The sequence below is a fragment of the Kosakonia sp. 1610 genome, assembly GCF_050435845.1.
In the GTDB taxonomy this organism is placed as follows: domain Bacteria; phylum Pseudomonadota; class Gammaproteobacteria; order Enterobacterales; family Enterobacteriaceae; genus Kosakonia; species Kosakonia cowanii.
Genome location: NZ_JBNDKZ010000001.1, coordinates 1,214,651 through 1,237,455, shown reverse-complemented (window position 1 = coordinate 1,237,455; position 22,805 = coordinate 1,214,651). Strand labels below are relative to the sequence as shown.

Sequence of the window (22,805 nt, the reverse complement as noted above, 5' to 3'; positions counted from 1 at the left end):
CTTCAAAAGATAGCAGACGCGCGTCACTGCTGGCGGGCAATCAACCTTTTCAGCTCGGGAATACAGGAACCGCAGTTGGTGCCGCACTTAAGCTTTTCACCAAGGCGCAAGACGCTGTTGCACCCGGACTGAATCGCCTCGCCGATCGCCCGCTCACCGACAGCAAAACAGCTACAGATTGTCGCACCGGCAGGCGCTTTGCCGCTGGCGCTGCGCCCGGCCAGCAGCGCCAGGCGTTGTGCGGCGCTTTGTGGCGGCCGGGAAAAGGCGGCGATGACCGCTGCCCTGTCCGGCTGCGGGCGCTGGCGGTGCGCGTAAAAGGCCAGTTGCAGTTCGCCATCCGCCCAGGCGAGCAGATTAAAGCCGTCGCTGCCAAGGGCAGCAGGCTGGCACAGCCAGGCGTCAGCCAGAACATGTTCACGCAGCCACGCCATCCATGATGTTGGCCACGCACTGTCCGCGAGCGCAAAGTGCGTCACGCCGGGCTGAGTGATGCGGCTCCAGTAGGCAATTTTCGGCGCGGAAAGCGTATCTTCACGCAGAAAGAGTTCGCCCTGCCAGGCGGCCTGCCAGCGCTGAATATTGACCGGCATCTGCTTACTCTCCGGCTGGCCGGAAAGGGGATCGGTCTCGGCGGCAATCAGCGCATCGACTCTCGCCTGCTGGCTGAAGGCGCTGTTCCAGTGCATCGGCACAAACACCCGTCCGCGCGGTTGCAGCGCATCCGGCTGCGCGCGCAGCAGCAGCCAGCCGTGTGTTGATGAAACGCGCAGCAGATCGTCGGCGCTAATCTGCGGCGCATCGTCGGGGTGAAACTGGCAAAACGGTTCGCTGATATGCTGCATCAGCCGGGAAGACTTACCGCTGCGCGTCATGGTGTGCCACTGATCGCGGATGCGCCCGGTGTTCATCACCAGCGGCCAGCGCGGCGTCGTTGGGTTGGCGGGCAGACGCGGCGTTACGGCAATCAGGCGTGCCTTCTCGTCGGCAAAAAAGAAGCGATTATCGGTAAATAAGCGCGCCGTGCCGTGGGGATGCAGCCCATTCACTGGCCACTGAATGGGGTTAAGATCGTCCCACTGCTGACGTGTGAGCGTCGCCAGGCCGCTGATATCAAACGCCCGCGTGCCCTCATTTTCAAACCCCGACAGTGCGGCATGTTCGCAAAAGATCTCCGACGGGTGCTGCCAGCTAAAGGCGTCGGCAAACCCCATGCGCTGCGCCACCTGGCTTATGATCCACCAGTCGGCGCGCGCCTCGCCCGGTGGCGGCAGAAAGGCGCGCTGGCGGGAGATGCAGCGCTCAGAGTTGGTAACGGTGCCGTTTTTCTCGCCCCACGCCAGCGCTGGCAGGCGGATATGCGCTGCGCGGGTGGTATCGGTGTCGCGCATCACATCCGAAACAATCACCAGCTCGCAGCGCGCCAGCCCGGCGCGCACGCGATCGGCATCCGGCAGCGAGACCAGCGGGTTAGTGCCCATAATCCACACCGCTTTTATCTCGCCCTTTTCCACGGCGCGAAAGAGATCGACAGCATTCAGTCCGGGATTTTTTGTGACGTTGTCACTCTTCCAGAAGCGCCCGACGCGGTCGACCTCCTGCGGCGAGAAGCCCATATGTGAAGCCAGCTGATTCGCCAGGCCGCCCACTTCCCGGCCGCCCATCGCATTTGGCTGACCGGTTATCGAAAACGGCCCGCATCCTGCGCGGCCGATTCTCCCCGTCGCCAGATGGAGGTTGATAATGGCGTTGCACTTATCAACGCCGGAAGTGGATTGATTGATGCCCATTGAGTAGAGCGTCACCAGCGTATCGCTGGCGGCAATCATCTGGTAAAAGGCCCGCAGCGCCTCCTGCGGCAGCTGGCAATAGTCGGCGGTGCGCTCAGGCGTCCACTCCCCGACCGCCGCCAGCGTCTGCGCTGCGCCAGTGGTGTAATGGTTGAGAAACTCCCTGTCGAGTTTGCCCTGCTGCGCCATAAAATGGAGCGCGCCGCAAAACAGCGCCGCATCGCTGCCGGGGCGCAGCGGCAGGTGGAGGTCGGCGAGATCGCAGGTGGCGGTGATGCGCGGGTCGATAACGATAATGCGCATCTCCGGGCGCGCCTGTTTGGCTCTCATCAGCCGCTGATAGACCACCGGATGCGCCCAGGCGGTGTTTGAGCCGGTGAGGATCACGCACTCGGCAAGCTCCAGATCCTCATAGCTGCACGGCACCGCATCGGCACCAAACGCCCGTTTATAGCCGACCACCGCCGAGGCCATACAGAGGCGCGAGTTGGTGTCCATATTGCCGCTGCCGATAAACCCTTTCATCAGCTTATTGGCGACATAGTAATCCTCCGTCAGCAGCTGGCCGGAGCCGTAAAAGGCCACCGCCTGCGGGCCGAACTGCGCAATCACCCGCTGCAACCCTTCCGCCACCGCATCCAGCGCGCGCTCCCAGCTTACTGGCTGCTGGTCGATCTCCGGCTGCAACAGTCGCCCGGCGAGATCCAGCGTTTCGCCGAGCGCACTGCCTTTCACGCAGAGCTGCCCGTGGTTCGCCGGGTGCAACATATCGCCCTGGGCGCTAAAACCTTGTCCCTCAGGCTGCATATGCACCCCGCACCCGACGCCGCAGTAGGCGCAGGTGGTGGAAACCGCCGCGCCCGTCACAGGCTCACCGTGGCGATACGGTGTTCGCGCCCTGCCGCGACGCTTTGCGGCTGCGCCAGCACCCACACGCGCCCGCCCTCCACTTTTACCGGCCAGACGCTGAGCGCGGTCTGCTCATCATCGAGGCTGCGGCCATCGCGCAGGCGAAAGCGCTGCTTATAGAGCGGCGAAATCACCACCGGTTCACCGTTAACATCCCCCAGCAGGCCGCGCGCCAGCACGTTTGCCTCGCTATCCGGTTCATGGTTGCTGAGGGCAAACACCTGCTGCGGATGATCCGGCAGATGGAAGAGCGCGATTTGCTGATGGCCGAGCCGCGCCGCCATCCCCGCATGGTGCGGGATCTCCGATAATGGGCAGAGATCGACCCAGCCCTGCGGTAGCGGTTTGTGCGTAGCAGAAGGCAACGCGGCGCGCTCCTGCGCCGTTGCCGGGCGGATCTGCTGGCGCTCCGGCACCATCACCACCCCTTCATCGGGCTGGTCACTGTTAACAAACGGGCGGAACAGCGCCAGCCGATCCGGGTCCGAGAGCGTGGTCTGCCATTCGCACTGATAAGCGTCGATCACCGTCTGCATCTCGCTCTCCAGCTCGGCGGCGATGTTCAGGCTATCCTCCAGCACCACCTCGCGCAGGTAAGCCATGCCGCCGTCGAGATTATCCATCCAGGTGCTGGTGCGTTGCAGGCGGTCGGCGGTGCGGATGTAGAACATTAAAAAGCGATCGACGGTGCGGATTAATGCCTCGGTGCTCAAATCCTGCGCCAGCAGATCGGCGTGGCGTGGCTTCATGCCGCCATTGCCGCAGACATAGAGGTTCCAGCCCTTCTCGGTGGCGATCACGCCAACGTCCTTACTCTGCGCTTCGGCGCATTCGCGGGTGCAGCCGGAGACCGCCATCTTGATTTTGTGCGGCGAGCGCAGCCCTTTGTAACGGTGCTCCAGTTGCAGCGCCAGCGCGGTGGAGTCCTGCACGCCATAGCGGCACCAGTTGGAGCCGACGCAGGATTTCACCGTGCGCAGGGATTTGCCATAGGCATGCCCGGTCTCAAACCCGGCTTCAACCAGCTGCTGCCAAATCTCCGGCAGCTGTTCGAGGCGCGCGCCAAACAGATCGACGCGCTGGCCGCCGGTGATCTTGGTATAGAGGTTATAGCGCCGCGCAATCTGCCCGATGGCAATTAGCCCGTCCGGCGTGATTTCCCCTGCGGGAATGCGCGGCACCACGGAGTAGGTGCCATCTTTCTGGATATTGGCGAAAAAGCGGTCGTTGGTATCCTGCAACGGCAGGTGCTGCGGCTTCAGCAGGTACTCATTCCAGCAGGAGGCGAGCACCGAGCCAACCAGCGGTTTGCAGATTTCGCACCCGTGCCCGCGCCCGTGTTTCGCCAGCAACTCATCAAAGGTGCGGATATTGCCCACCCGCACCAGGTGGTAGATCTGCTGGCGCGAGTACGGAAAGTGTTCGCAGAGATCCTTTTTCACCTCGACGCCCATCTCTTCAAGCGCGAACTCCATCACCTGTTTGGTCAGCGCCGCGCAGCCGCCGCAGCCGGTCGCCGCTTTGGTGCAGGATTTTATCGCCGCCATATCACTACAGCCGCTATTCACCGCGCCGCAGATATCCGCCTTGCTGACGTTATGACAGGAGCAGATCTGCGCGCTGTCGGGCAGTGCAGCGACACCCAGTGTTGGCGCTGCCTCCCCGCTGCTGGCAGGCAGGATCAGCGTCTCGGGCCGCGCGGGCAGCGGCATCTCATTGAGCATCATCTGCAACAGCGTGCTGTAAGACTCGCTGTCGCCAATCAGCACCGCGCCGAGCAGCTTTTTGCCATCCTCTGAGACGACAATTTTTTTGTAGATCTCCGCCGGGCCATCAACCCAGCTGTAGCTCTCACTGCCCGGCGCGCGGCCGTGGGCATCGCCAATCGACGCCACTTCAACGCCAAGCAGCTTCAGCTTGGTGCTCATGTCCGCGCCGGTAAATGCCGCTTCACCGTCCGCCAGTGTCTCCGCCAGCGTGCGCGCCATCTGATACCCTGGCGCGACGAGGCCGAAAATCTGCCCGTTCCACAGCGCGCACTCGCCAATGGCGAAGACGTCAGGATCGGAGGTGCGGCACTGATCATCAATCACAATGCCGCCGCGCGGCCCAATCGCCAGACCGCAGTCACGCGCCAGGTTATCGCGCGGGCGAATGCCTGCCGAGAAGAGCACCAGATCGGTTTCCAGAAAAGTGCCATCGGCAAAGTTCATGCGATAGCGGCTGGTCTCTCCGGCGACGATTTCGCGCGTCTCTTTGCCGGTATGCACCTGCACGCCAAGGGCTTCGATTTTGCGCCGCAGCATCGCTGCTCCGCCTTCATCCAGCTGCACGCCCATCAACCGCGGCGCAAACTCCACCACATGGGTTTGCAGGCCGAGGTTTTGCAGCGCGTTCGCCGCTTCCAGCCCAAGCAGGCCGCCGCCGACCACCACGCCACACTTGCCCTCGTCGGCACAGGCTTTGATCGCCGCCAGATCGTCGAGAGTACGGTAGACCAGGCACCCCGGCGCATCATTACCGGGGATCGGCGGGACAAAAGGCGATGAACCGGTCGCCAGCACCAGCCGATCCCAGGCCGTCTGGCGACCCAGTTTATCGACGACAAAACGGTGCTGAAGGTCGATCTGCGTAATCCCCTGATTCAGGCGCAGCTCAATGCCGGTGGCCTCGAAAAAGCCCTCTTCCACCATCGACAGCGATGCGGCGCTGCGCCCGGAGAACCAGGCGGAGAGATGCACGCGGTCATAGGCCGGAACCGACTCCTCGGCAAAGACAATTACCTGGTAGCGCAGATGCAGTTCACGCTCCACCAGTTGTTGCAGAAAGTGGTGGCCGACCATGCCGTGTCCGGCGACAACTAAAACGGGTTTTGACATCACATCGCTCCTCGCTATCTCAGTGGATAACGGCTGGTTCAGAATGGGGGGAAGATCCTCTTCAGGGGTAAAGAGGCCCGGCTGGCCGGGGGTATTAAGCCGGGCGAAGTAACCCGGCCCGTCGCTGATATCGCCCCACAGCAGCACGCCGCGCAGCTGGTTATCGCTCATCACCAGGCGGCGATAATCGCCGGTAAACGGGTCGGTTGCGGTGTAAAGCGCATCGCCGTCGCGCGTGCCAGCGCAGTAGAGATCGAGGCCGCTCACTTTCAGGCGCAGCGGCACCTCTTCAAGCACGAAAGGCGCGTCCGCTTCACCAACAAGCCTTGCGACAAGGGTCTCCGCCTGCCGCCAGCAGGGCGCCACCAGCCCGAAGGTGATCTCACCGAACTGACAGCACTCGCCGATCGCTGAAATCGCCGCATCGTTGGTGCGCAAGTGACCATCCACCAGGATGCCGCGATCGCACGCCAGCCCGGCGGCCTGCGCGAGGGCGATATTGGGTCGCACACCGGCACAGACCACCACGCCCTGCGCCGGGATCCGCCGTCCATCCTGCAACTCCACCGCGCTGATTCGTCCCTTGGCATCGGCGCAGCAGGCGCGCGTCTCTGCCGCCAGCAGCGTGTCGATGCCGCGTGCGTTGAGGCTCGTTTGCAGCAGCGTTGCCGCGTGCGCATCCAGCTGTTGATCCATCAGGTGCGGGCCGCGATGCACAATCACGCTGTGAATACCGCGCTGCGCCAGCGCCGCCGCGGCTTCAATTCCCAGCACCCCGCCGCCCAGCACCACGGCTGTTTCTCCGGCGCTGAGGTGGCTCAGCATCGCCTCAACATCCGCCTGCTGGCGAAAGGCGTAGACGCCGGGTAGATCGATGCCGGGCAGCGGCGGCATAAAGGGGCGTGAACCGGTGGCGATCACCAACTGGTCGTAAGCGAGTGATTCCCCGCCAACGCAAACGGTGCGGGAGGCGCGATCGATCGCCGTCACCGGCTGACCCGCAAGCCACGTCACGCCGTGGCGGGCATACCAGGCCTCGTCATGCATCACAATTTCATCGAAGGTTTTCTCGCCCGCCAGCACCGGCGTCAGCAGAATGCGGTTATAGGCCGCTCTCGCCTCCTCATCGATCAGCAGAATGTTAAAGCGGTCTGGCGCGCGTTCGCAGAGCTGTGCCACAAGCCGTGCGCCCGCCATGCCGTTGCCAATCACTATCAGACGCGGTTTCTCCATCGGCGTACTCCTCAGGCCACGGCTTTATGTTTTTCATGCAGGAAGTGCAGCACCTGCTGGCGGTAGTGATGAAACTGCGCATCGTTAGCCAGCGCCAGCCGCGAGCGCGGACGCGGCAGCGTCACCTCCAGCACCTCGCCAACTTTCGCCGCCGGGCCGTTGGTCATCATCATGACCCGGTCAGAAAGCAGCACCGCTTCGTCGACGTCATGGGTGATCAGCACAATGGTGGTGTTGAGCTGGGTCTGGATCTCCATCACCGCATCCTGCAAATGGGCACGCGTCAGGGCATCGAGTGCGCCGAAAGGCTCATCCATCAGCAACACTTTCGGCTTCATCGCCAGCGCCCGGGCAATGCCGACGCGCTGCTTCATGCCGCCGGAGATCTCGCCGGGGCGCTTATGCATCGCATGCCCCATATGCACCAGTTCGAGGTTGTGGGCGATCCACGCCTGCATCTCGCTTTTGCTCATCTCGCCCTTAAACACCTGGTGTACTGCCAGCGCGACATTCTCCGCCGCCGTCAGCCACGGCAGCAGGGAGTGGTTTTGAAACACCACCCCGCGCTCGGGGCCGGGGCCGACGATCTCCTGGTTATCGCATAGCAAAACCCCCTGCGTCGGGCGGCTCAGCCCGGCAATCAGGTTTAAGAGCGTTGATTTCCCGCAGCCGGAGTGGCCAATCAGGCTCACCGTCTCCCCCTGGGCGATGGTAAAGCTGACATCATCAAGGGCGACAAACGGCCCACTGGCGGTGGCAAAGGTTTGGGTCACGTTTTCGACCCGGATAATGGCGTGCGTCTTTTTCATTTATGACTCCCGGCGAGTGTCGTAGCTAAAACGGCGGGCAATGGCCATCAGCCCCTGCTCCAGCGCCATCCCCACCACGCCAATCAGCAGAATGGCGATGATAATGTTTTGCACATTGAGGTTGTTCCACTCATTCCAGATCCAGAAACCGATGCCGACGCCGCCGGTCAGCATCTCGGCGGCGACAATCACCAGCCAGGCGATACCGATCGATAAGCGCACGCCGGTGAGGATGTGCGGCAGCACGGCGGGAAAGAGGATTTTGCGCATCACGGTGAACTCACTGAGCTTCAAAACGCGCGCGACGTTGAGATAATCCTGCGGAATACGCATCACCCCTTCGGCGGTGTTGAGGATCATCGGCCAGATGGAGCAGATAAAAATCGTCCACGTCGAGGCCGGTTCGGCGCGCTGAAACAGCAGCAGACCAATCGGCAGCCAGGCCAGCGGGCTGACCGGGCGCAGCAGCGCGATCAACGGGCCAAACATGCGGGCGATAAAGCGGAAACGGCCAATCAGAAAGCCAACGGGAATGCCGACCAGCGCCGCCAGACCAAAGCCGAGCGCCACGCGCTCAAGGGAGGCGAGCACGTTCCAGCCGATGCCCATATCATTCGGCCCGTCGATATAGAACGGCTCGGCGAAGAGGGTTTTTGCCGCTTCCCAGGTTTGCAGCGGTGTCGGAAAGCCTTTGCTGTTGAGCGCCGCCACCTGCCAGAGGGCGATCAGCACAACTGCGCCGAGCAGGCCGGGAATTGCGGCGGTAATAACGCGTTGCAGCATACTGCGCAGGCGGTTTACCGGCGCGCGTTTTGCCACTAAAGGCGCAGCCTGTGGCGCGGCGCTCTTCAGCGGCACAATCGCCGCGCTCTGCGGCGTGGGCTCCAGCGGGATCACTTTCGGTTGGGTGTTCGCAGACATTCTTGGCCTCACTTAGCGGTGGATGGCAAAACTGTTGGCGTAGGCCGCAGGATCGCTGCCGTCCCACACTTTTCCGTCAATCAGGGTGCTGCTGCGCATCGAGCTTGTGGGCACGCTGATACCGCCCACCGCCGTTGCAGCATGTTTGTAGAGTTCGCTGCGGTTGATCTGGCGCGCGACGGCGAGGTAGTCGGGATCGCTTTTCAGCAGGCCCCAGCGTTTTTGCTGGGTCAGAAACCAGATGCCGTCGGAGAGCCACGGGTAGCTCACCGCGCCATCGTTGAAGAAGCGCATCGCATGAGCGTCCTGCCACGTCTTCCCTAATCCATCTTCATAGTGACCGAGCATCCGCCCTTCGATGGTCTCAACGGCGGTGTTGATATAGGCGCGGGCGGCGATGGTTTTTGCCGTTTCGCGGCGGTTTTCATCGGAGGCGTCGATCCAGCGCGAGGCCTCCAGCACCGCGGCGGTCAGGGCGCGCGCTGCATTGCCGTTTGCCGAGACCCACGCCGAGGTGGTGCCGAGCACCTTTTCCGGATGATCGGGCCAAATCTGCTGGCTGGTGGCGGCGGTAAAGCCGATGCCGTCAAGAATGGCGCGCTGGTTCCACGGCTCGCCAACGCAGAAGCCGCTCATGTTGCCAATCTTCATGTTCACCACCATCTGCGGTGGCGGCACCACCACATTGCGCACGTCGGCAAAGGGATCGATCCCGGCATTCGCCAGCCAGTAGTAGAGCCACATGGCGTGGGTGCCGCTCGGGAAGGTCTGCGCAAAGGTGTAGGTGCCCTGCGGGCTGGCGGCGATCACCTTTTTCAGCGATGCGCCATCGGTAACGCCCGCTGCTTTCAGTTGGTTCGATAAGGTGATCGCCTGGCCGTTGTTGTTGAGGGTCATCAGCACCGCCATCTCGCGCTGCGGGCCAGAGACGCCGAGTTGCAAGCCGTAGACCATGCCGTAAAGCACATGGGCGGCATCCAGTTCGCCGGAGAGCAGCTTGTCGCGCACCGAGGCCCAGCTCGACTCTTTACTCGGGATAATGGTGATGCCGTACTTCTCATCAAACTTCTTCACCGCCGCCATCACCACCGGGGCGCAGTCGGTGAGCGGGATAAAGCCGACGCGCAGGGTCTTCTTCTCCGGTGCGTCTGAACCTGCCGCCCATACGCTGTTCATCAGGCCCGGGATCAGCAGGCTGCCGCCCAGCGCCGCGCTGCCCGCCAGAAAGCGGCGGCGCGAAAGTTTACTCACGGTGTTGTCATCGTCTTGCGTCATTGCGGCATCCTGTCAGTTGAAAAAGGGCAAAAAAAAAGCGTCCGGTTAGCGCTCAGTCTCCTGAACGCTAACGGACGCCTTTATCCGGGAAGTGATGCTGGCCGCCATTAGCCAGCACCTTCGTAGATAAGATAAGCAGAATGTGTGCCAGGTTTCTGATGCCTGTAAAAACAGGCGATTAGCGAGTTGGCTCACACAATTTGCACCGCAACGGGCGGTGAAATGCACACCTGCGGTGCAGCTACTCCTTTGGGGTTAGAGGGGCTTTTTGCCCATGACGGCGGCGACGGAGAGCATCGCATCGGCGATCTCCGCCAGTTTCTTATTCTGCTGCATCGCCATCTCGCGCAGGGTTTTGTGCGCCTGCGGCTCGCTCATCGCGTGGTGCTGCATTAGCAGGCTTTTCGCCCGCTCCACCAGCTTGCGCTCGGCAAGGGTGGCGCGCAGCCCGGCGAGTTCGGCATCCAGCGCCTGCAACTGGCGGGACTGCTGCTCAACCAGCTCCAGCACCACGCGGCTCAGTTGCGGCGGGATCAGCGCCGTAAAGTGATCCTCAGCCTGCGGCAGCTGGGCGATCTCCTGACGCTGCTGCTCGGCGTCGCGCTGCGCCGCCGCAATACGCTGGCGACAGCACTGCATCACCGCCTTCTCAAGTGCATCTTCAATACGTTTCATGGCATCGATACGCATTGTAGTGACCTCAAACCAGCGCAGCGCCGCCTCCGTTGGCTCACCCGGCGGCAGCGTGCGGCTACAGGCGAGGCGGCGAAAGCGCTCCAGCTCGCGGCTCTCCTCCTGCTGCTGTTGCTGCCACAGCCCGAGGCTTGCAGCATCGGCAAACTCGCTGAAGGTGTGAAAGCAGCGCTCCTGGGCATCAATCAGCTCCACCAGTTGCTGGCTCGCTGACTCATCAACCGAACCAATGGTAAAGCCTGCCGCCACCAGCGCCCGCTCCTGCCCGGCCAGCTCTTTGCCCTGCATAAAGCTGAACAGTGCCAGCAATGCGCGTGAGACGCTGGGATCGCCGGAGGTGTCTGCCGTTTCCACGATCAGCGCCAGATGGCAGCGGATCACCTCGTTGTAGCGCTGCATCGCTTCCGGCTGGGCAATGGCGAGCTGCTGCACCTGCTCGCGCAGCGGCGGCAGCGTGCTCAGGCTGTGCAGCACGCTGGCGATGCGGCTAAAAAGCCGCGCGGCGTTGCCCCGCGCCAACCCCTCCTGATCGAGCGTTGCCAGCTGCTGATGCACCGCCTGCGCGGCGCGCTCCACCTGCTCTGCCCGCTCGCGCAGCCGCCCGCCCCAGGTTTTCCCCTGCGAGCAGAGAAAAATATTGGCCGTGCCGCGCTCGCGTTGCAGCAGATGAATAAGCTGGCTCACCGCACCGACCAGCTTGCCCATCTGCAACAGCTGCTGCAGGCCGGTGATTTCGCTGCGCCGCGAGGCGAGCACAAAATCGAGAGCTGAAAGCGTCATCGCACACCCTTCTCCAGAAAACCGTAGCCTCACTAAAGCAAGAAGTGTGCCGCCGCGATTGACATCAGGCGCGGGCGGGTGAGAATGCCACTTCACATCACAGGGAGAGGTTCGGGATATGGTGAAAAAAACGGCGGCACTGCTGTTACTTATCGGCGTGGTCTGGCTGGCGTGGCTCTTTCTGCGCACGCCGCAGGTCATCAGAGCCGATGACAGCGCGCTCTACGTGAAAAACCTGCCGTTAAGCGAGAAAGGCAAAGTGAACTGGTGGCGCGAGAACCGCGCGGCGCGGCAAAAGCAGTTTCCCCTGCTGGTGCGCCCTGGTAAAGCCGTAGTGATCATCATGAACTTCGATCGCTACGATCGCCTGCCGACAGGCACCCGCGACGGCAGTATTGATGACTACAACTGCTTTACCGATATCAGCGCGCCGGAAAACTGCATCTATAAAGAGATGGTGATGCTGATTTTCATCCATCCTGGCAAGAAAACCGTTTATAGCTTTGGTGAAACCAGTTACGAGGAGAGGCCGGACGGCAGCCTGAAACGTGTTCACGAGAACTTTACCGTTAGGTAGATATATTCACTCACTGAATTGTTTGACTTAGCCGGTAATCCGACCAGAATGTATTTGCCCCGTATCTCGCTGAAAAAACAGAAACCTATGACCACACACTCGCGTTGTGTTACCCGCACAGGCCGCCTGAAAAAGATGGCCGTGCTGATGGCTGCGTTGCTGCTGGCCAGCTGCGCGTCGAAAGCGCCGAAATCCCTTGTGACGCCGAACCCGCCGGTGAGCAAACAGCCGCTGCCCGATGGCGGGCTGAACCAGCCGCAAACTATGCGCGGCATCTGGCTGGCGACGGTTTCCCGTCTCGACTGGCCGCCGATCAACTCGGTGACCCTCAGCCCGGCGCAGCGCGTCGAGCAGCAGAAGGCGGCGCTGATCGCCAAGCTCGATAAGCTGCAACGCCTCGGCATTAACACCGTCTTCTTCCAGGTGAAGCCGGACGCTACCGCGCTGTGGCCGTCAAAAATTTTGCCGTGGTCGGATACGCTTACCGGGGTGATTGGTCAGGATCCGGGTTACGATCCGCTGCAATTTATTCTGGATGAGGCGCACCAGCGCGGCATGAAGGTGCACGCCTGGTTTAACCCTTACCGCGTCTCGACCAATACCAAACCCTCCACGGTCGCGGAGCTTAACCGCACCCTCTCCCTGCGCCCGGCGTCGATTTTTGTTCTGCACCGGGAGTGGATCCGCACGGCGGGCGACCGTTATGTGCTCGACCCCGGTATTCCGGAAGTGCGCGACTGGATCACCAGCATTATCGCCGAGGTGGTAGCGCGCTACCCGGTGGATGGCGTGCAGTTTGATGACTACTTCTACAGCGAAACGGCCAGTTCAGCGCTGAACGACAGCCAGACGTTTCGCCAGTATGGGCAAGGTTTTGTCGCCAAAGCTGACTGGCGGCGCCACAACACCCAGCTGTTGATCGAGCAGGTGTCGCGCACCATCAAGCAACTTAACCCTAACGTGCAGTTTGGCGTCAGCCCGGCGGGCGTCTGGCGTAACCGCTCGTTCGATCCGGCAGGTTCAGAGACGCGTGGCGCGGCAGCTTATGATGAATCCTTTGCCGATACCCGCCGCTGGGTGCAGCAGGGGCTGCTCGACTATATTGCGCCGCAGATCTACTGGCCCTTTACCCGCGATGCCGCGCGCTACGATGTGCTGGCGAAGTGGTGGGCGCAGGTGGTGAAACCGACAAACACTAAGCTCTATATTGGCGTGGCGCTCTATAAAGTGGGTGAGCCGTCCAGAACGGAGCCGGAGTGGACGCGCGATGGCGGCGTGCCGGAGCTGAGAAAGCAGATTGAGATGAATGAAACCCTGCCGGGTATTGCGGGGACGATCCTGTTCCGCGAAGGTTACCTGGCGCAGCCGCAGACCCGCCAGGCGGTGGACTATCTACAGGGGCGCTGGGGGCGGTAATTACCAGTGCCAGAACCACCAGTAATCGGTGATGACGCTGAAAAAGCGCCCTATTCGATGAAGCACTCTCTCCAGCCAGTCCGCAAAGCGCGAGCGTAGCCGTGGCTCTTTCAGCGCCACGCCACGCTCCCTTAACGCCTCCCATGCCGCGTGGCGCACGGCGAAGACAAAATCCTCTTTCGCCAGCGTGACCAGCGCTTGTGTGCTGCGCGCACTCTGCTCCTGTTGCAGGCGGGCAATCAGATCCAGCCGCTTGCGGTAGTCGCTTTTGTCATGCACGAGGCGAGTTAGCTCCTCATCCGTCACGCCCTTCTCCTTCCTGGTGGCCTTCAGTTACTCCCCGGTCAGCGCGTCATAGAGCGTTTGCATCCGCGCGCGCAGATAGAGCACCGCTTTATGCTTGCGCGACAGCAGGGTCTGCACGCTGACGCCCAGCTCCTGCGCCAGGGCTTTGCAAGTGTAACCCTGTAACTCGGTTTTTTCGAACACCTCACGCTGGGCTTCGGGCAGCTCTGCCAGCGCCTGACCCAGCTCCTCCCATAAAAGCCCCTTCAGATACTCCTCTTCCGGCGTCTGGGCGATGCCAAACAGCGTTTCGGCTACCTCATCTTCAACGAAGTCTGACTCCTCATCACCGTCAGCAAACAGGCCCGATAATGGCACTTCGCGCTTTTTACGCGCCCGGTCGGTCATCTCGTTGCGCGCGGCGCGAAACAGCCAGGCGGCGACATTCTCCACCGGCTGCTCAACCTTCATTAACTGCCAGCTGATCTCCTGGAGGATATCTTCGCTCTCCTCTTTCACCAGCGAGCGGCTGCGGATAAAGGCTTTCAGCTTTGAGCGGCAGGCGTTCAGCGCCGTGACAAGTGCGGACTCAGTCGTCATGACGCGGGTCATCGCGCTCACCCGCGTTCGGACGCTGCTGCTCCGGCTCACCGCGACGTTCGTGCCAGCCGCAGTGGCCGTGGCGGCGAAAACCTTCCCGGCGTTTTTCGACAAACTCTTCACGCTGCTCCGGCGTCATCGCCATCCAGCGCTCATGCATGCGCCGGTGCGCGCGGCCCATGCCGAACATGCCGGGGCGAAAACCGAGGCCGCCAAAGAGAATGCGCGACAGCACCAGGATCCCGAGCGCCTGCCAGAAGCCGATGCTCTTTACCCCAAGGATCTCTGGCAACAGCGCGTTCCACAGCGACATCACCACCAGGCCGAGCACCACAAACAGCGCGGCGCCAATGATCAGCGGCTTCGCGCCACGATGGCGGCCAAAACCGTGCTGCCGTTCATTCATATGAAAATCTCTCATTGTTTTTCTTCCTCATCAGATTAGCGAATAAATGCCTGTGATGAAGTAGACGAACGAGCGCGGGAAATATTGCTAAAAAAGTGAAATAAAAAAACAGGCGCAACGAGTGCGCCTGAAAAAGTGCGGAGTAACAGGAAACTATTACGGGCGGCGGAACAGCGCGATGCTGCGGCCTTCCAGCTCGAAATCCTTCTCTTTGGTGATAACGATCCCGCGTTTCACCGTATCGGAGGTGGTCAGCTCCAGCACCCAGCCGCCTTCGCCAAACTGCGGAATGCGGAACGGTACGTTGCCTTCAAACGGGTTGAACAGCATCAGCACGTCGTGCCAGATGCCCTCTTCCTCTTGCAGATCGGCGCGGCCAATATAGACGCCGAGCGTGGTTCCCTCTTCCCACTGTTCCGGCAGCTGCTCGCCGCCGCCGGCGTTGTACCACTTGATCTCCATCCCGTCGCGCCAGTTTTCGCGGCGCAGCAGCGGCTGCGCGGCGCGCAGTTCAATCACCTGGCGGGTAAACTCGCGCAGCGCTTCGTTCGCGCCGTTTAAGGTGTCCCAATGAATCCAGGAGATCTCGCTATCCTGGCAGTAACCGTTGTTATTCCCGGACTGGCTGCGGCCAAACTCGTCGCCCGCCAGCAGCATCGGCGTGCCGTGGGAGAAGAGCAGCGTGGCGAGGAAGTTGCGTTTCTGGCGCTCGCGCACGGCGTTGATGCCTTCATCGTCGGTCGGGCCTTCCGCGCCGTAGTTATAGGAGCGGTTGTCATTGTGACCGTCGTTGTTATCTTCGCCGTTCGCCTCGTTATGTTTTTCGTTATACGACACCAGGTCGTTAAGCGTAAAACCGTCGTGGGCGGTGATGAAGTTGACGCTCGCCCACGGACGACGCCCGCGCAGATCGTAGAGATCGCCGGAGCCGAGCAGACGGGCAGCGAAATCGGTCGAGACGTTATCGCCCTTCCAGTATTCACGCAGCGTATCGCGGTATTTGTCGTTCCACTCCGCCCAGCCCGGCGGGAAGCCGCCAACCTGGTAACCGCCAGGGCCGATATCCCACGGCTCACCAATCAGTTTCAGCTTTGAGAGCACCGGATCCTGGGTGATGGCGTCGAAGAAGCCGCCGCGCTGGTCAAACCCTTCCGGCTCGCGGCCAAGAATGGTGCCGAGGTCGAAGCGGAAACCGTCGATATGCATCGATTCCGACCAGTAGCGCAGGGAGTCCGTCACCATTTGCAGCACGCGCGGATGGGAGGTGTTCACCGTGTTGCCGGTACCGGTATCGTTGATGTAGTAACGATGCTGATCCGGCAGCGTACGGTAGTAAGAGAAGTTGTCAATGCCCTTAAAGGAGAGCGTCGGGCCGAGTTCATTACCTTCGGCGGTGTGGTTATAGACCACGTCGAGGATCACCTCGATACCGGCATCGTGGAAGGCGCGCACCATGTCGCGGAACCCCTGGATGCCGCGCGGGCCGTAGTAACGCGAGGCGGGCGCAAAGAAACCGAGGGTGTTGTAGCCCCAGAAGTTGTGCAGCCCTTTATCGAGCAGGTGCTGATCGTCCGGGAACCAGTGCACCGGCAGCAGCTCTACCGAGGTGATGCCGAGGCTCTTGATATAGTCGACCGTCGCCTTGTGCCCCATCCCTTCAAAGGTGCCGCGCAGATCCTGCGGGATGCCCTGATTAAGCTGGGTGAAGCCCTTAACGTGGGTTTCGTAAATGATGGCGCTCGGCCAGGCGATATTCGGCCGGTTTTGATCCTGCCACTCAAACTCGTTGGGATCGATAACCCGGCACTTCGGCGTAAACGGCGCGCTGTCGCGCTCGTCAAAGGTTAAATCTTTATCTTCGTGCAGCAGATCGTAGGCGAAGTGCGCTTCGTTCCACTCAATATCGCCAACCAGCTCCCGCGCATACGGGTCAACCAGCAGTTTGTTGGGGTTGAAGCGATGACCGTTTTCCGGGTCGTACGGGCCATGCACACGGTAGCCGTAAAGGGCGCCGGGTTTCAGGCCGGGCACGTAGCCGTGCCAGATTTCATGGGTATATTCCGGCAGTTCCAGGCGGGCAATCTCCTGTTTGCCGCTCGGATCGTATAAGCAGAGTTCCACGCGATGAGCGTGAGCTGAAAAGAGCGCAAAGTTCACGCCCTCACCGTCGTAATTCGCACCGAGTTGCTGGCCGTGCCCCGCCGTGATGTGATATGGCTTACCGTTAGACATGATCCCTCTTTCTCTTATTTAGAGCGTCACCTGACTTAACCCAACCAGTCGCATAAAGTCGTTTTATGCGCTGACCAGTACTGCAAACGTAAAACCGCCAATCGATCGCAAATTGACGCGATCGTTGAGCAACACATCCTCTCCGCTAAGCATATCCCGGTAATGGCGATGCGCCAGCCGCTCCGGTAACGGGATCACCGCTCCGTTCAGGCTGCCATCCAGCGCGCCAAACAGCAGGCGCGGTGCCAGCACAATCAGCGCGTCATCCTCATCAACACGCGCGAAGGCGATGACATTATCCGCCTGCTCGCCGTCGGCGTTCAGCGGCAAATACTCACCGTGGCGGAACAGCGCCGGTTTCTCCTGACGCAGGTGCAGCAGGCGCGCGATAAAGGATTGCTTCAGCTGACCGCTCGACCACCCCTCCTGCAAACGCGGGTCGGCGTGCTCCTGGGCATCGAGCAGGCGCTCCAGTTCCGGGTAGTCCGGCTCCAGGCGGTTGTCCGGGTCAACGAGGCTGAAATTGAGCGCTTCGCTGCCCTGGTAGATATCCGGTACGCCCGGCGCGGCCAGTTTGATCAGCGTCTGGGTCAGGCTATTCACCAGCCCGGCGCGGATAAATGGCAGTAAAGATGTGGTGAAATCCTGTAAAAATGGCTGATTATCCGGCGAAAGCAGGTGGCGAACGTAGTCCAGCACCGCGCTTTCATAGGCATCGTTGCTGTCGACCCAGTCGGTACGCTGTTTCGCTTCGCGCAGCGCCTTCTCGACAAACTCAACAAAACGCCCCTCCAGCGCTTTCAGCCCTTCGGCATCGTCCGGCTGCAACGTCACCGGCCAGACGCCTGCCAGCGCCTGGTAGATCATCCACGCTACCGCCGGACGTGGCGCAGCGCCATCCTCCAGCATGCTCACTTTCTCTTTGTTCATTTCACGCCAGCGGGTCACGCACTCCGCCCAGCGCGCGGGCGCTTCCGTCAGGGTGTAGAGCCTGGCGCGGGCATCTTCGCCGCGCTTGGTGTCGTGGGTTGAGGTGCCGGAGAGCGCATCGGGCTGTTTCTCAAGCCGTGTCTGCATCTCCTGATGGAAACGGACAAGGGAAAAGTTACGGCGTAACGGCTCGGCACCCACTTCGTTGAGGGCGAGATCCATGTTCTGACGGAAGAAGAGCGTATCTTCCACCGATTTGGCCATCAGCGGCCCGGTCAGTTGCTGGAAGCGGGTGCGGAAACGGGCAGCCTCTTCACGCGCGCTGTCAGGCAGATCGCCGGTCAGAATACGGGTAATAAAGTCGAGCGCGGTTGGCTCCGGGGCAAAGCTGCTGGCCTTCACTTTCGAAACCACTTTTTGCAGCAGTGCCAGGTCGGCAGGCGGCAGACCCTGCGCTGTGCCGTAGGTGCGATAGACCGGGAAGGCGATCAGCAGCTCGCGCAATGCCTGGCGTAGTGCATCTTCAGCGGGTGCAGAAGCTTCATGCCCGGCGATGCCACCGGCAAGGCGCAGCAGCACGCTGAACTCACCGGCGAAGTTACGATCGACCATCAACAGCTTCGCCGAGCGCAGCTCTGCTTTCATGTCGACCGGTTTACCGACCACCTGATCGTAAGCCTCGCGCAGGCCGTCGAGATTCTCATCATCAACCAGCACATCGGAGAGCGCAGCGATAAACTCATACCCGGTGGTGCCGGAAACCGGCCAGTCGTCGGGCAGATGCTCACCTTTACCGAGGATCTTCTCAACGGTGATATGGCACTCATCGCCCGCTTTCTGCCGCAGGCGCATCAGGTAACCGCGCGGGTCGGCAAGGCCGTCGACGTGATCGACGCGCAGGCCATCGACTGCGCCGCTGTGCACCAGTTCGAGGATCAGTTTGTGGGTGTCATCAAACACCTGATCATCTTCCACGCGCATGCCGACGAGGCCGGTGATCTCAAAGAAGCGGCGATAGGAGAGATCGCTGGCTGCATCGCGCCAGCTCATCAGCCGCCAGGGCTGCTGTTCGTGCAATTCGGCGATTTTCGCCGCATCGGTCAGGCCAATAATCTCCTGCTCGCGCCCCTGCCAGCTCTCTTCCACCAGCGGGTAGACGCTCTCGTAATAGACAAACGCTGGTTTACCGGTTTGCGGGTCGGCTTCCACTTTCAGTTCGCCCTTCTCCACCACAGCGTCGAAATCTTCGCCGAGGAACGGCAGCGTCAGGCGGCGCGACCAGTCGATATCAAAATGGCGCGCCCATGGGCTCTTTTCACCCTTAGCGATCACATCGCGCCACCAGGCGTTCTCCAGCGAGGCGGCCATATGGTTCGGCACGATATCGATGATCAGCCCCAGCCCGGCGGCTTTCAGCGCCTGCGCCAGCTTGTCGAAGCCTTCCCGACCGCCAAGAGTCGGGTCGATCTCGTTAGCGTCGGTGACGTCATACCCGTGCGTGGAGCCGGAGGTAGCGGTAAAAATCGGTGATGCATAAAGGTGGCTGATGCCCAGCTTTTTGATATAGGGCACCAGCGCCACGGCGCGCTCAAAGGTCATGCCGTTACGAAACTGCAGGCGGTAGGTTGCGGTTGGCGTGCTCACTCGGCTTCTCCCTGCGATAAACGAACAATAATGGCATTCTGCGCCAGTTCGGCACCCGCCTCAGGCCAGGCAAAAAGCGTTTCGCCTGACAGTTCCGGTAGCGGCTGGCTGGCCGTACCGATATTCAGCGCCATAGAGAGCGTGCCCTGCGGCAGCGCCCAGCGCACGGCGATAAAACCGGGCGCGGTGGCAATAATCTCGCCCTGCTGGCGGGTTGCGCCGCGCAATAGCGGCACAATGTGCTGCTGGCGCAGGGCGAGCAGTTCACGGCTGAACGCCAGCCAGCGCTGCCCTTCCACGCTGTGCGGACGCGTCCAGTCGAGCTGCGAGCGGGTGAAGGTTTCCGGATCGTTCGGATCGGGCACATCTTCCCCTTCATGCCCGGCGTGGCCTTCAAATTCGCGCGTGCGCCCTTCGCGCACCGCTTTTGCCAGATCGCCGTGGAAATCGGTAAAGAAGAGGAACGGGTTGGTTTCGCCATACTCTTCGCCCATAAACAGCAGCGGAATATGCGGCGACAGCAGCAGCGTTGCGAGCATCACGCGGGTGCGATCGGCTCCGGCTAATGAGATGAGGCGATCGCCCTGCGCGCGGTTGCCTACCTGGTCATGGTTCTGGATAAAGTCGACAAACGCCACCGGCGGTTGTTGGGTGCTGTCGACGCCGCGCGGTTCGCCCGCGTGCTGCGACACTTCGCCCTGGTAGGCAAAGCCTTCAGCCAGCACGCGCGCCACCCATTTTTCCGGGCTGTCGGCAAAATCTTCGTAATAAGCATGGGTCTCGCCGGTGGCGAAGACGTGTACCGCATTGTGGAAATCATCGTTCCACTCGCCGGTAAAGAGCGTGGCGGTGCCGGACTCATCACGCGGATGGAGCGAGACGATATTGCGGCTGTCTTCGGTGGTGAGATGGATCGGGCGGTCGGTGATCTCCTGGCGAATGCGTTTGGCGATCTCAACCAGGATATGCGGCTCGTTGGTGTCCTCAATCTGGTCGATGGCATCGAAACGCAGGCCGTCGAGGTTGTACTCATGCAGCCAGTAGAGCGGCGCTTCGCTAATATAGGCGCGCGCGGCGTCGACATCATACGCGATGCCTGCGCCCCACGGCGTCTGGCGCTCTTTGTGGAAGAAATCGGGCGACAGCAGCGGCAGGTAGTTGCCCTCCGGCCCAAAGTGGTTAAGCACGATATCGAGCACCACCGACAGGCCGTAGCCGTGGGCAGCGTCAACAAAAGCTTTGAAATCGTTCGGCGTGCCGTAGGCGGAGTGCGGCGCATAGAGCAGCACGCCGTCATAGCCCCAGCCGCGGGTGCCGCCAAATTGCGAGACCGGCATCACCTCAACCATGGTGACGCCAAGCTCGGCGAGATAGGGTAATTTTTCGATCGCCGCCTGAAAGGTGCCCTGCGGCGTAAAGGTGCCAATGTGTAATTCGTAAACCACCGCCTCTTCCCACGGGCGGCCCTGCCAGTCAGCGTGTTGCCACTGATAGCTTTCCGGATCGACAACCAGCGACGGGCCGTTAACCTCAGCCAGCTGGCCGCGCGAAGCGGGATCGGGGATCGCCATACCGTCGGCGAGGACAAATTGATACTGCGCGCCTGCATTCACGCGGGAGACGGTGGTTTCAAACCACCCCTCTTCGCTACGCGTCATCGGCTTCTCTTGCCCGTCAAGACGTAGCGTTACGCTCTGCTGACCGGTGGCCCATAAACGGAAGCGAACCGCGCCGTCGGCCAGTCGCTCTGCACCCCATGTTTTTGAAAACGTTTTGGTCGCCATGCAATTACCTCTCCACGATGCCACGATGAACAATCATAGACGATAATTGGCAACCCGATGGGCGCAGGTCGGAGGTGTACGTCGCCCGGTACAGCGCTGTATACCGGGCGATGGCGGTTATTGTCTCTGCTTGTCCTCCTGCGCTTCGACCTCGCGGTACCAGCGCGGATGGTGCTTTTTAGCCCAGCGGCGGCTCACTCTTCCCTCAATCATCCCGGTGATCGAGCCTTTCACCCAGAAGGCCATGTAGATATGCACGAGGATGGCGAGCAGCAGGATAATCGCTGAGGTAGCGTGAAGTAGCAGGCACCAGCGCACCAGCGCAACGGGGAAAAAGTGCGCGAACCACGGTCGCCAGATGATGATGCCCGTCGCCAGCAGAACCGAAATCATGCTCATGATGGTCCAGAACATCATCTTCTGCCCGGCGTTGTATTTGCCCACGTCGGCGACCTTGTGCTCATTGCCCTTTAACACCTCGACAATGCCCTTCAGCCACGGCAGATCTTTTTTATCCGGGATGTTGTGATGGACAAAGCGGACAAACATCACCATCAGCAGCAGGAACACGCCGACACCGAAAAAGGGGTGCAAAATGCGCCCCATCTGCGGGGTGCCGAAGGTTTGCGTCAGCCATTGCAGCGACGGGAAAAAGAGCGCAATGCCCGACAGCGCCACGAGGAAAAAGGTGATCACCATCGTCCAGTGGCAGGCGCGATCGAAAAATTTGGTGCGCAGGATAGTCGTGCTCTTACTCATGACCATTCTCCTCGTCATCGTCCGTTTCCCTGTTCGGCCCAACGCCGATGTAGTGGAACAGCAGCCCGGCAAAGGTGGCGATAAACCCGGCGGCGGAGAGCGGTTTAAGGATCCCTTTCCACAGGTTTACCGGCGTCGCCACCTGCGGATCGGCGGGCAGATTGTGGTACAGCTCAGGCTTGTCGGCGTGATGCAGAACGTACATCACATGAGTGCCGCCGACGCCCGCCGGGTTATAGAGCCCCGCCTGCAAATAGCCGCGTTTTTTCAGCTGCGCGACGCGCGCCTCGCCATGCTCAAGCATCTCCGCTTTAGTGCCAAACTGGATCGCCCCGGTCGGGCAGGTTTTGACGCAGGCTGGCTCCTGGCCAACGCTGACGCGATCGACGCAGAGCGTGCATTTGTAGACCCGGTTGTCGTCCGGGTTGAGGCGAGGAATGTTGAATGGACAGCCGGCAATGCAGTAGCCGCAGCCGATACAGTGCTCAGACTGGAAATCGACAATGCCGTTGGCGTACTGCACGATAGCCCCCGCCGAGGGGCAGGCTTTCAGGCAGCCCGGCTCCGTGCAGTGCATGCAGCCATCTTTGCGGATCAGCCACTCCAGCCGCGCGTTTTGCGTCGTTTCGCTAAAGCGCATCACCGTCCAGGATTTGGCACTCAGATCGAGCGGGTTGTCATACACCCCGGCGCAGTGGCCCACGTCATCGCGAATATCGTTCCACTCGGAACAGGCTACCTGGCAGCCTTTGCAGCCAATACAGGTGGTGACGTCGATAAGCTTCGCTACTTCGGCACGAAAATCCCGCGCCTGCGGCGGCGGGGTCAGATCGCTGGTCGCCGAGCGTTTGATAATGTCTTGTGATTGCATCGTCGCGCCTCC

Annotated in this window: 16 protein-coding genes; 2 read left to right on the top strand and 14 right to left on the bottom strand. The window is 61.2% G+C overall.

Annotated features, from left to right (window positions below):
* Nucleotides 1-23: 23 nt before the first annotated feature.
* From ABIC80_RS05915 to ABIC80_RS05890, 6 genes are all read right to left on the bottom strand, one after another.
* Nucleotides 24-2,657 (bottom strand): molybdopterin-dependent oxidoreductase, encoded by a 2,634-nt coding sequence (locus ABIC80_RS05915; RefSeq protein WP_429175991.1) that lies wholly within the window; start codon nt 2,655-2,657, stop codon nt 24-26.
* Entirely contained in the window at nt 2,654-6,811 is a 4,158-nt protein-coding gene (gene nirB / locus ABIC80_RS05910; RefSeq protein WP_429175988.1) for a nitrite reductase large subunit NirB, read from the bottom strand. Before nirB ends, ABIC80_RS05915 begins: the two co-directional genes overlap by 4 nt.
* Before the next feature lie 11 nt (nt 6,812-6,822).
* Nucleotides 6,823-7,620 (bottom strand): ABC transporter ATP-binding protein, encoded by a 798-nt coding sequence (locus tag ABIC80_RS05905; protein ID WP_200580165.1) that lies wholly within the window; start codon nt 7,618-7,620, stop codon nt 6,823-6,825.
* Nucleotides 7,621-8,541 (bottom strand): nitrate ABC transporter permease, encoded by a 921-nt coding sequence (gene ntrB, locus ABIC80_RS05900; RefSeq protein WP_312278624.1) that lies wholly within the window; start codon nt 8,539-8,541, stop codon nt 7,621-7,623. It abuts the gene before it with no gap.
* A 12-nt stretch (nt 8,542-8,553) separates the two neighbouring features.
* Nucleotides 8,554-9,816: an ABC transporter substrate-binding protein gene (locus tag ABIC80_RS05895; protein WP_429175986.1), complete on the bottom strand. Its 1,263-nt coding sequence runs from the start codon at nt 9,814-9,816 to the stop codon at nt 8,554-8,556.
* 255 nt (nt 9,817-10,071) lie between these two features.
* The gene (locus ABIC80_RS05890; RefSeq protein ID WP_429175983.1) at nt 10,072-11,289 is read right to left on the bottom strand and encodes a nitrate- and nitrite sensing domain-containing protein; all 1,218 of its coding nucleotides are present in this window, start codon (nt 11,287-11,289) and stop codon (nt 10,072-10,074) included.
* 118 nt (nt 11,290-11,407) lie between these two features.
* On the opposite strand from ABIC80_RS05890, the gene ABIC80_RS05885 reads away from it, so the two are divergent.
* Nucleotides 11,408-11,866, top strand: a complete 459-nt coding sequence (locus ABIC80_RS05885; RefSeq protein WP_429175981.1) for a DUF943 family protein — start codon at nt 11,408-11,410, stop codon at nt 11,864-11,866.
* Between the two features lie 87 nt (nt 11,867-11,953).
* The gene (locus tag ABIC80_RS05880; protein WP_429175979.1) at nt 11,954-13,282 is read left to right on the top strand and encodes a glycoside hydrolase family 10 protein; all 1,329 of its coding nucleotides are present in this window, start codon (nt 11,954-11,956) and stop codon (nt 13,280-13,282) included.
* On the opposite strand, the gene ABIC80_RS05875 is transcribed toward ABIC80_RS05880, so the two are convergent.
* From ABIC80_RS05875 to fdxH, 8 genes are all read right to left on the bottom strand, one after another.
* Nucleotides 13,283-13,588: a hypothetical protein gene (locus ABIC80_RS05875; RefSeq protein ID WP_429175977.1), complete on the bottom strand. Its 306-nt coding sequence runs from the start codon at nt 13,586-13,588 to the stop codon at nt 13,283-13,285.
* A 27-nt stretch (nt 13,589-13,615) separates the two neighbouring features.
* Nucleotides 13,616-14,167: an RNA polymerase sigma factor gene (locus ABIC80_RS05870; RefSeq protein ID WP_429175975.1), complete on the bottom strand. Its 552-nt coding sequence runs from the start codon at nt 14,165-14,167 to the stop codon at nt 13,616-13,618.
* On the bottom strand, nt 14,157-14,588 hold the full coding sequence (locus ABIC80_RS05865; RefSeq protein WP_023478826.1) for a hypothetical protein: 432 nt from the start codon (nt 14,586-14,588) through the stop codon (nt 14,157-14,159). The genes ABIC80_RS05870 and ABIC80_RS05865 overlap by 11 nt, the downstream gene beginning before the upstream one ends.
* A 141-nt stretch (nt 14,589-14,729) precedes the next feature.
* Nucleotides 14,730-16,805, bottom strand: coding sequence for a glycogen debranching protein GlgX (glgX, locus tag ABIC80_RS05860; protein ID WP_200133540.1), 2,076 nt, complete (start codon nt 16,803-16,805; stop codon nt 14,730-14,732).
* 63 nt (nt 16,806-16,868) lie between these two features.
* Nucleotides 16,869-19,334 (bottom strand): malto-oligosyltrehalose synthase, encoded by a 2,466-nt coding sequence (treY, locus tag ABIC80_RS05855; protein ID WP_429176488.1) that lies wholly within the window; start codon nt 19,332-19,334, stop codon nt 16,869-16,871.
* Between the two features lie 41 nt (nt 19,335-19,375).
* Entirely contained in the window at nt 19,376-21,163 is a 1,788-nt protein-coding gene (gene treZ, locus ABIC80_RS05850) for a malto-oligosyltrehalose trehalohydrolase (RefSeq protein ID WP_429175972.1), read from the bottom strand.
* Between the two features lie 117 nt (nt 21,164-21,280).
* Nucleotides 21,281-21,922 carry a formate dehydrogenase-N subunit gamma gene (gene fdnI / locus ABIC80_RS05845; protein ID WP_429175969.1) on the bottom strand — a complete coding sequence of 214 codons (642 nt, stop codon included), beginning with the start codon at nt 21,920-21,922 and terminating at the stop codon, nt 21,281-21,283.
* The gene (gene fdxH, locus ABIC80_RS05840; RefSeq protein WP_094419908.1) at nt 21,915-22,793 is read right to left on the bottom strand and encodes a formate dehydrogenase subunit beta; all 879 of its coding nucleotides are present in this window, start codon (nt 22,791-22,793) and stop codon (nt 21,915-21,917) included. Before fdxH ends, fdnI begins: the two co-directional genes overlap by 8 nt.
* Nucleotides 22,794-22,805 lie beyond the last annotated feature (12 nt).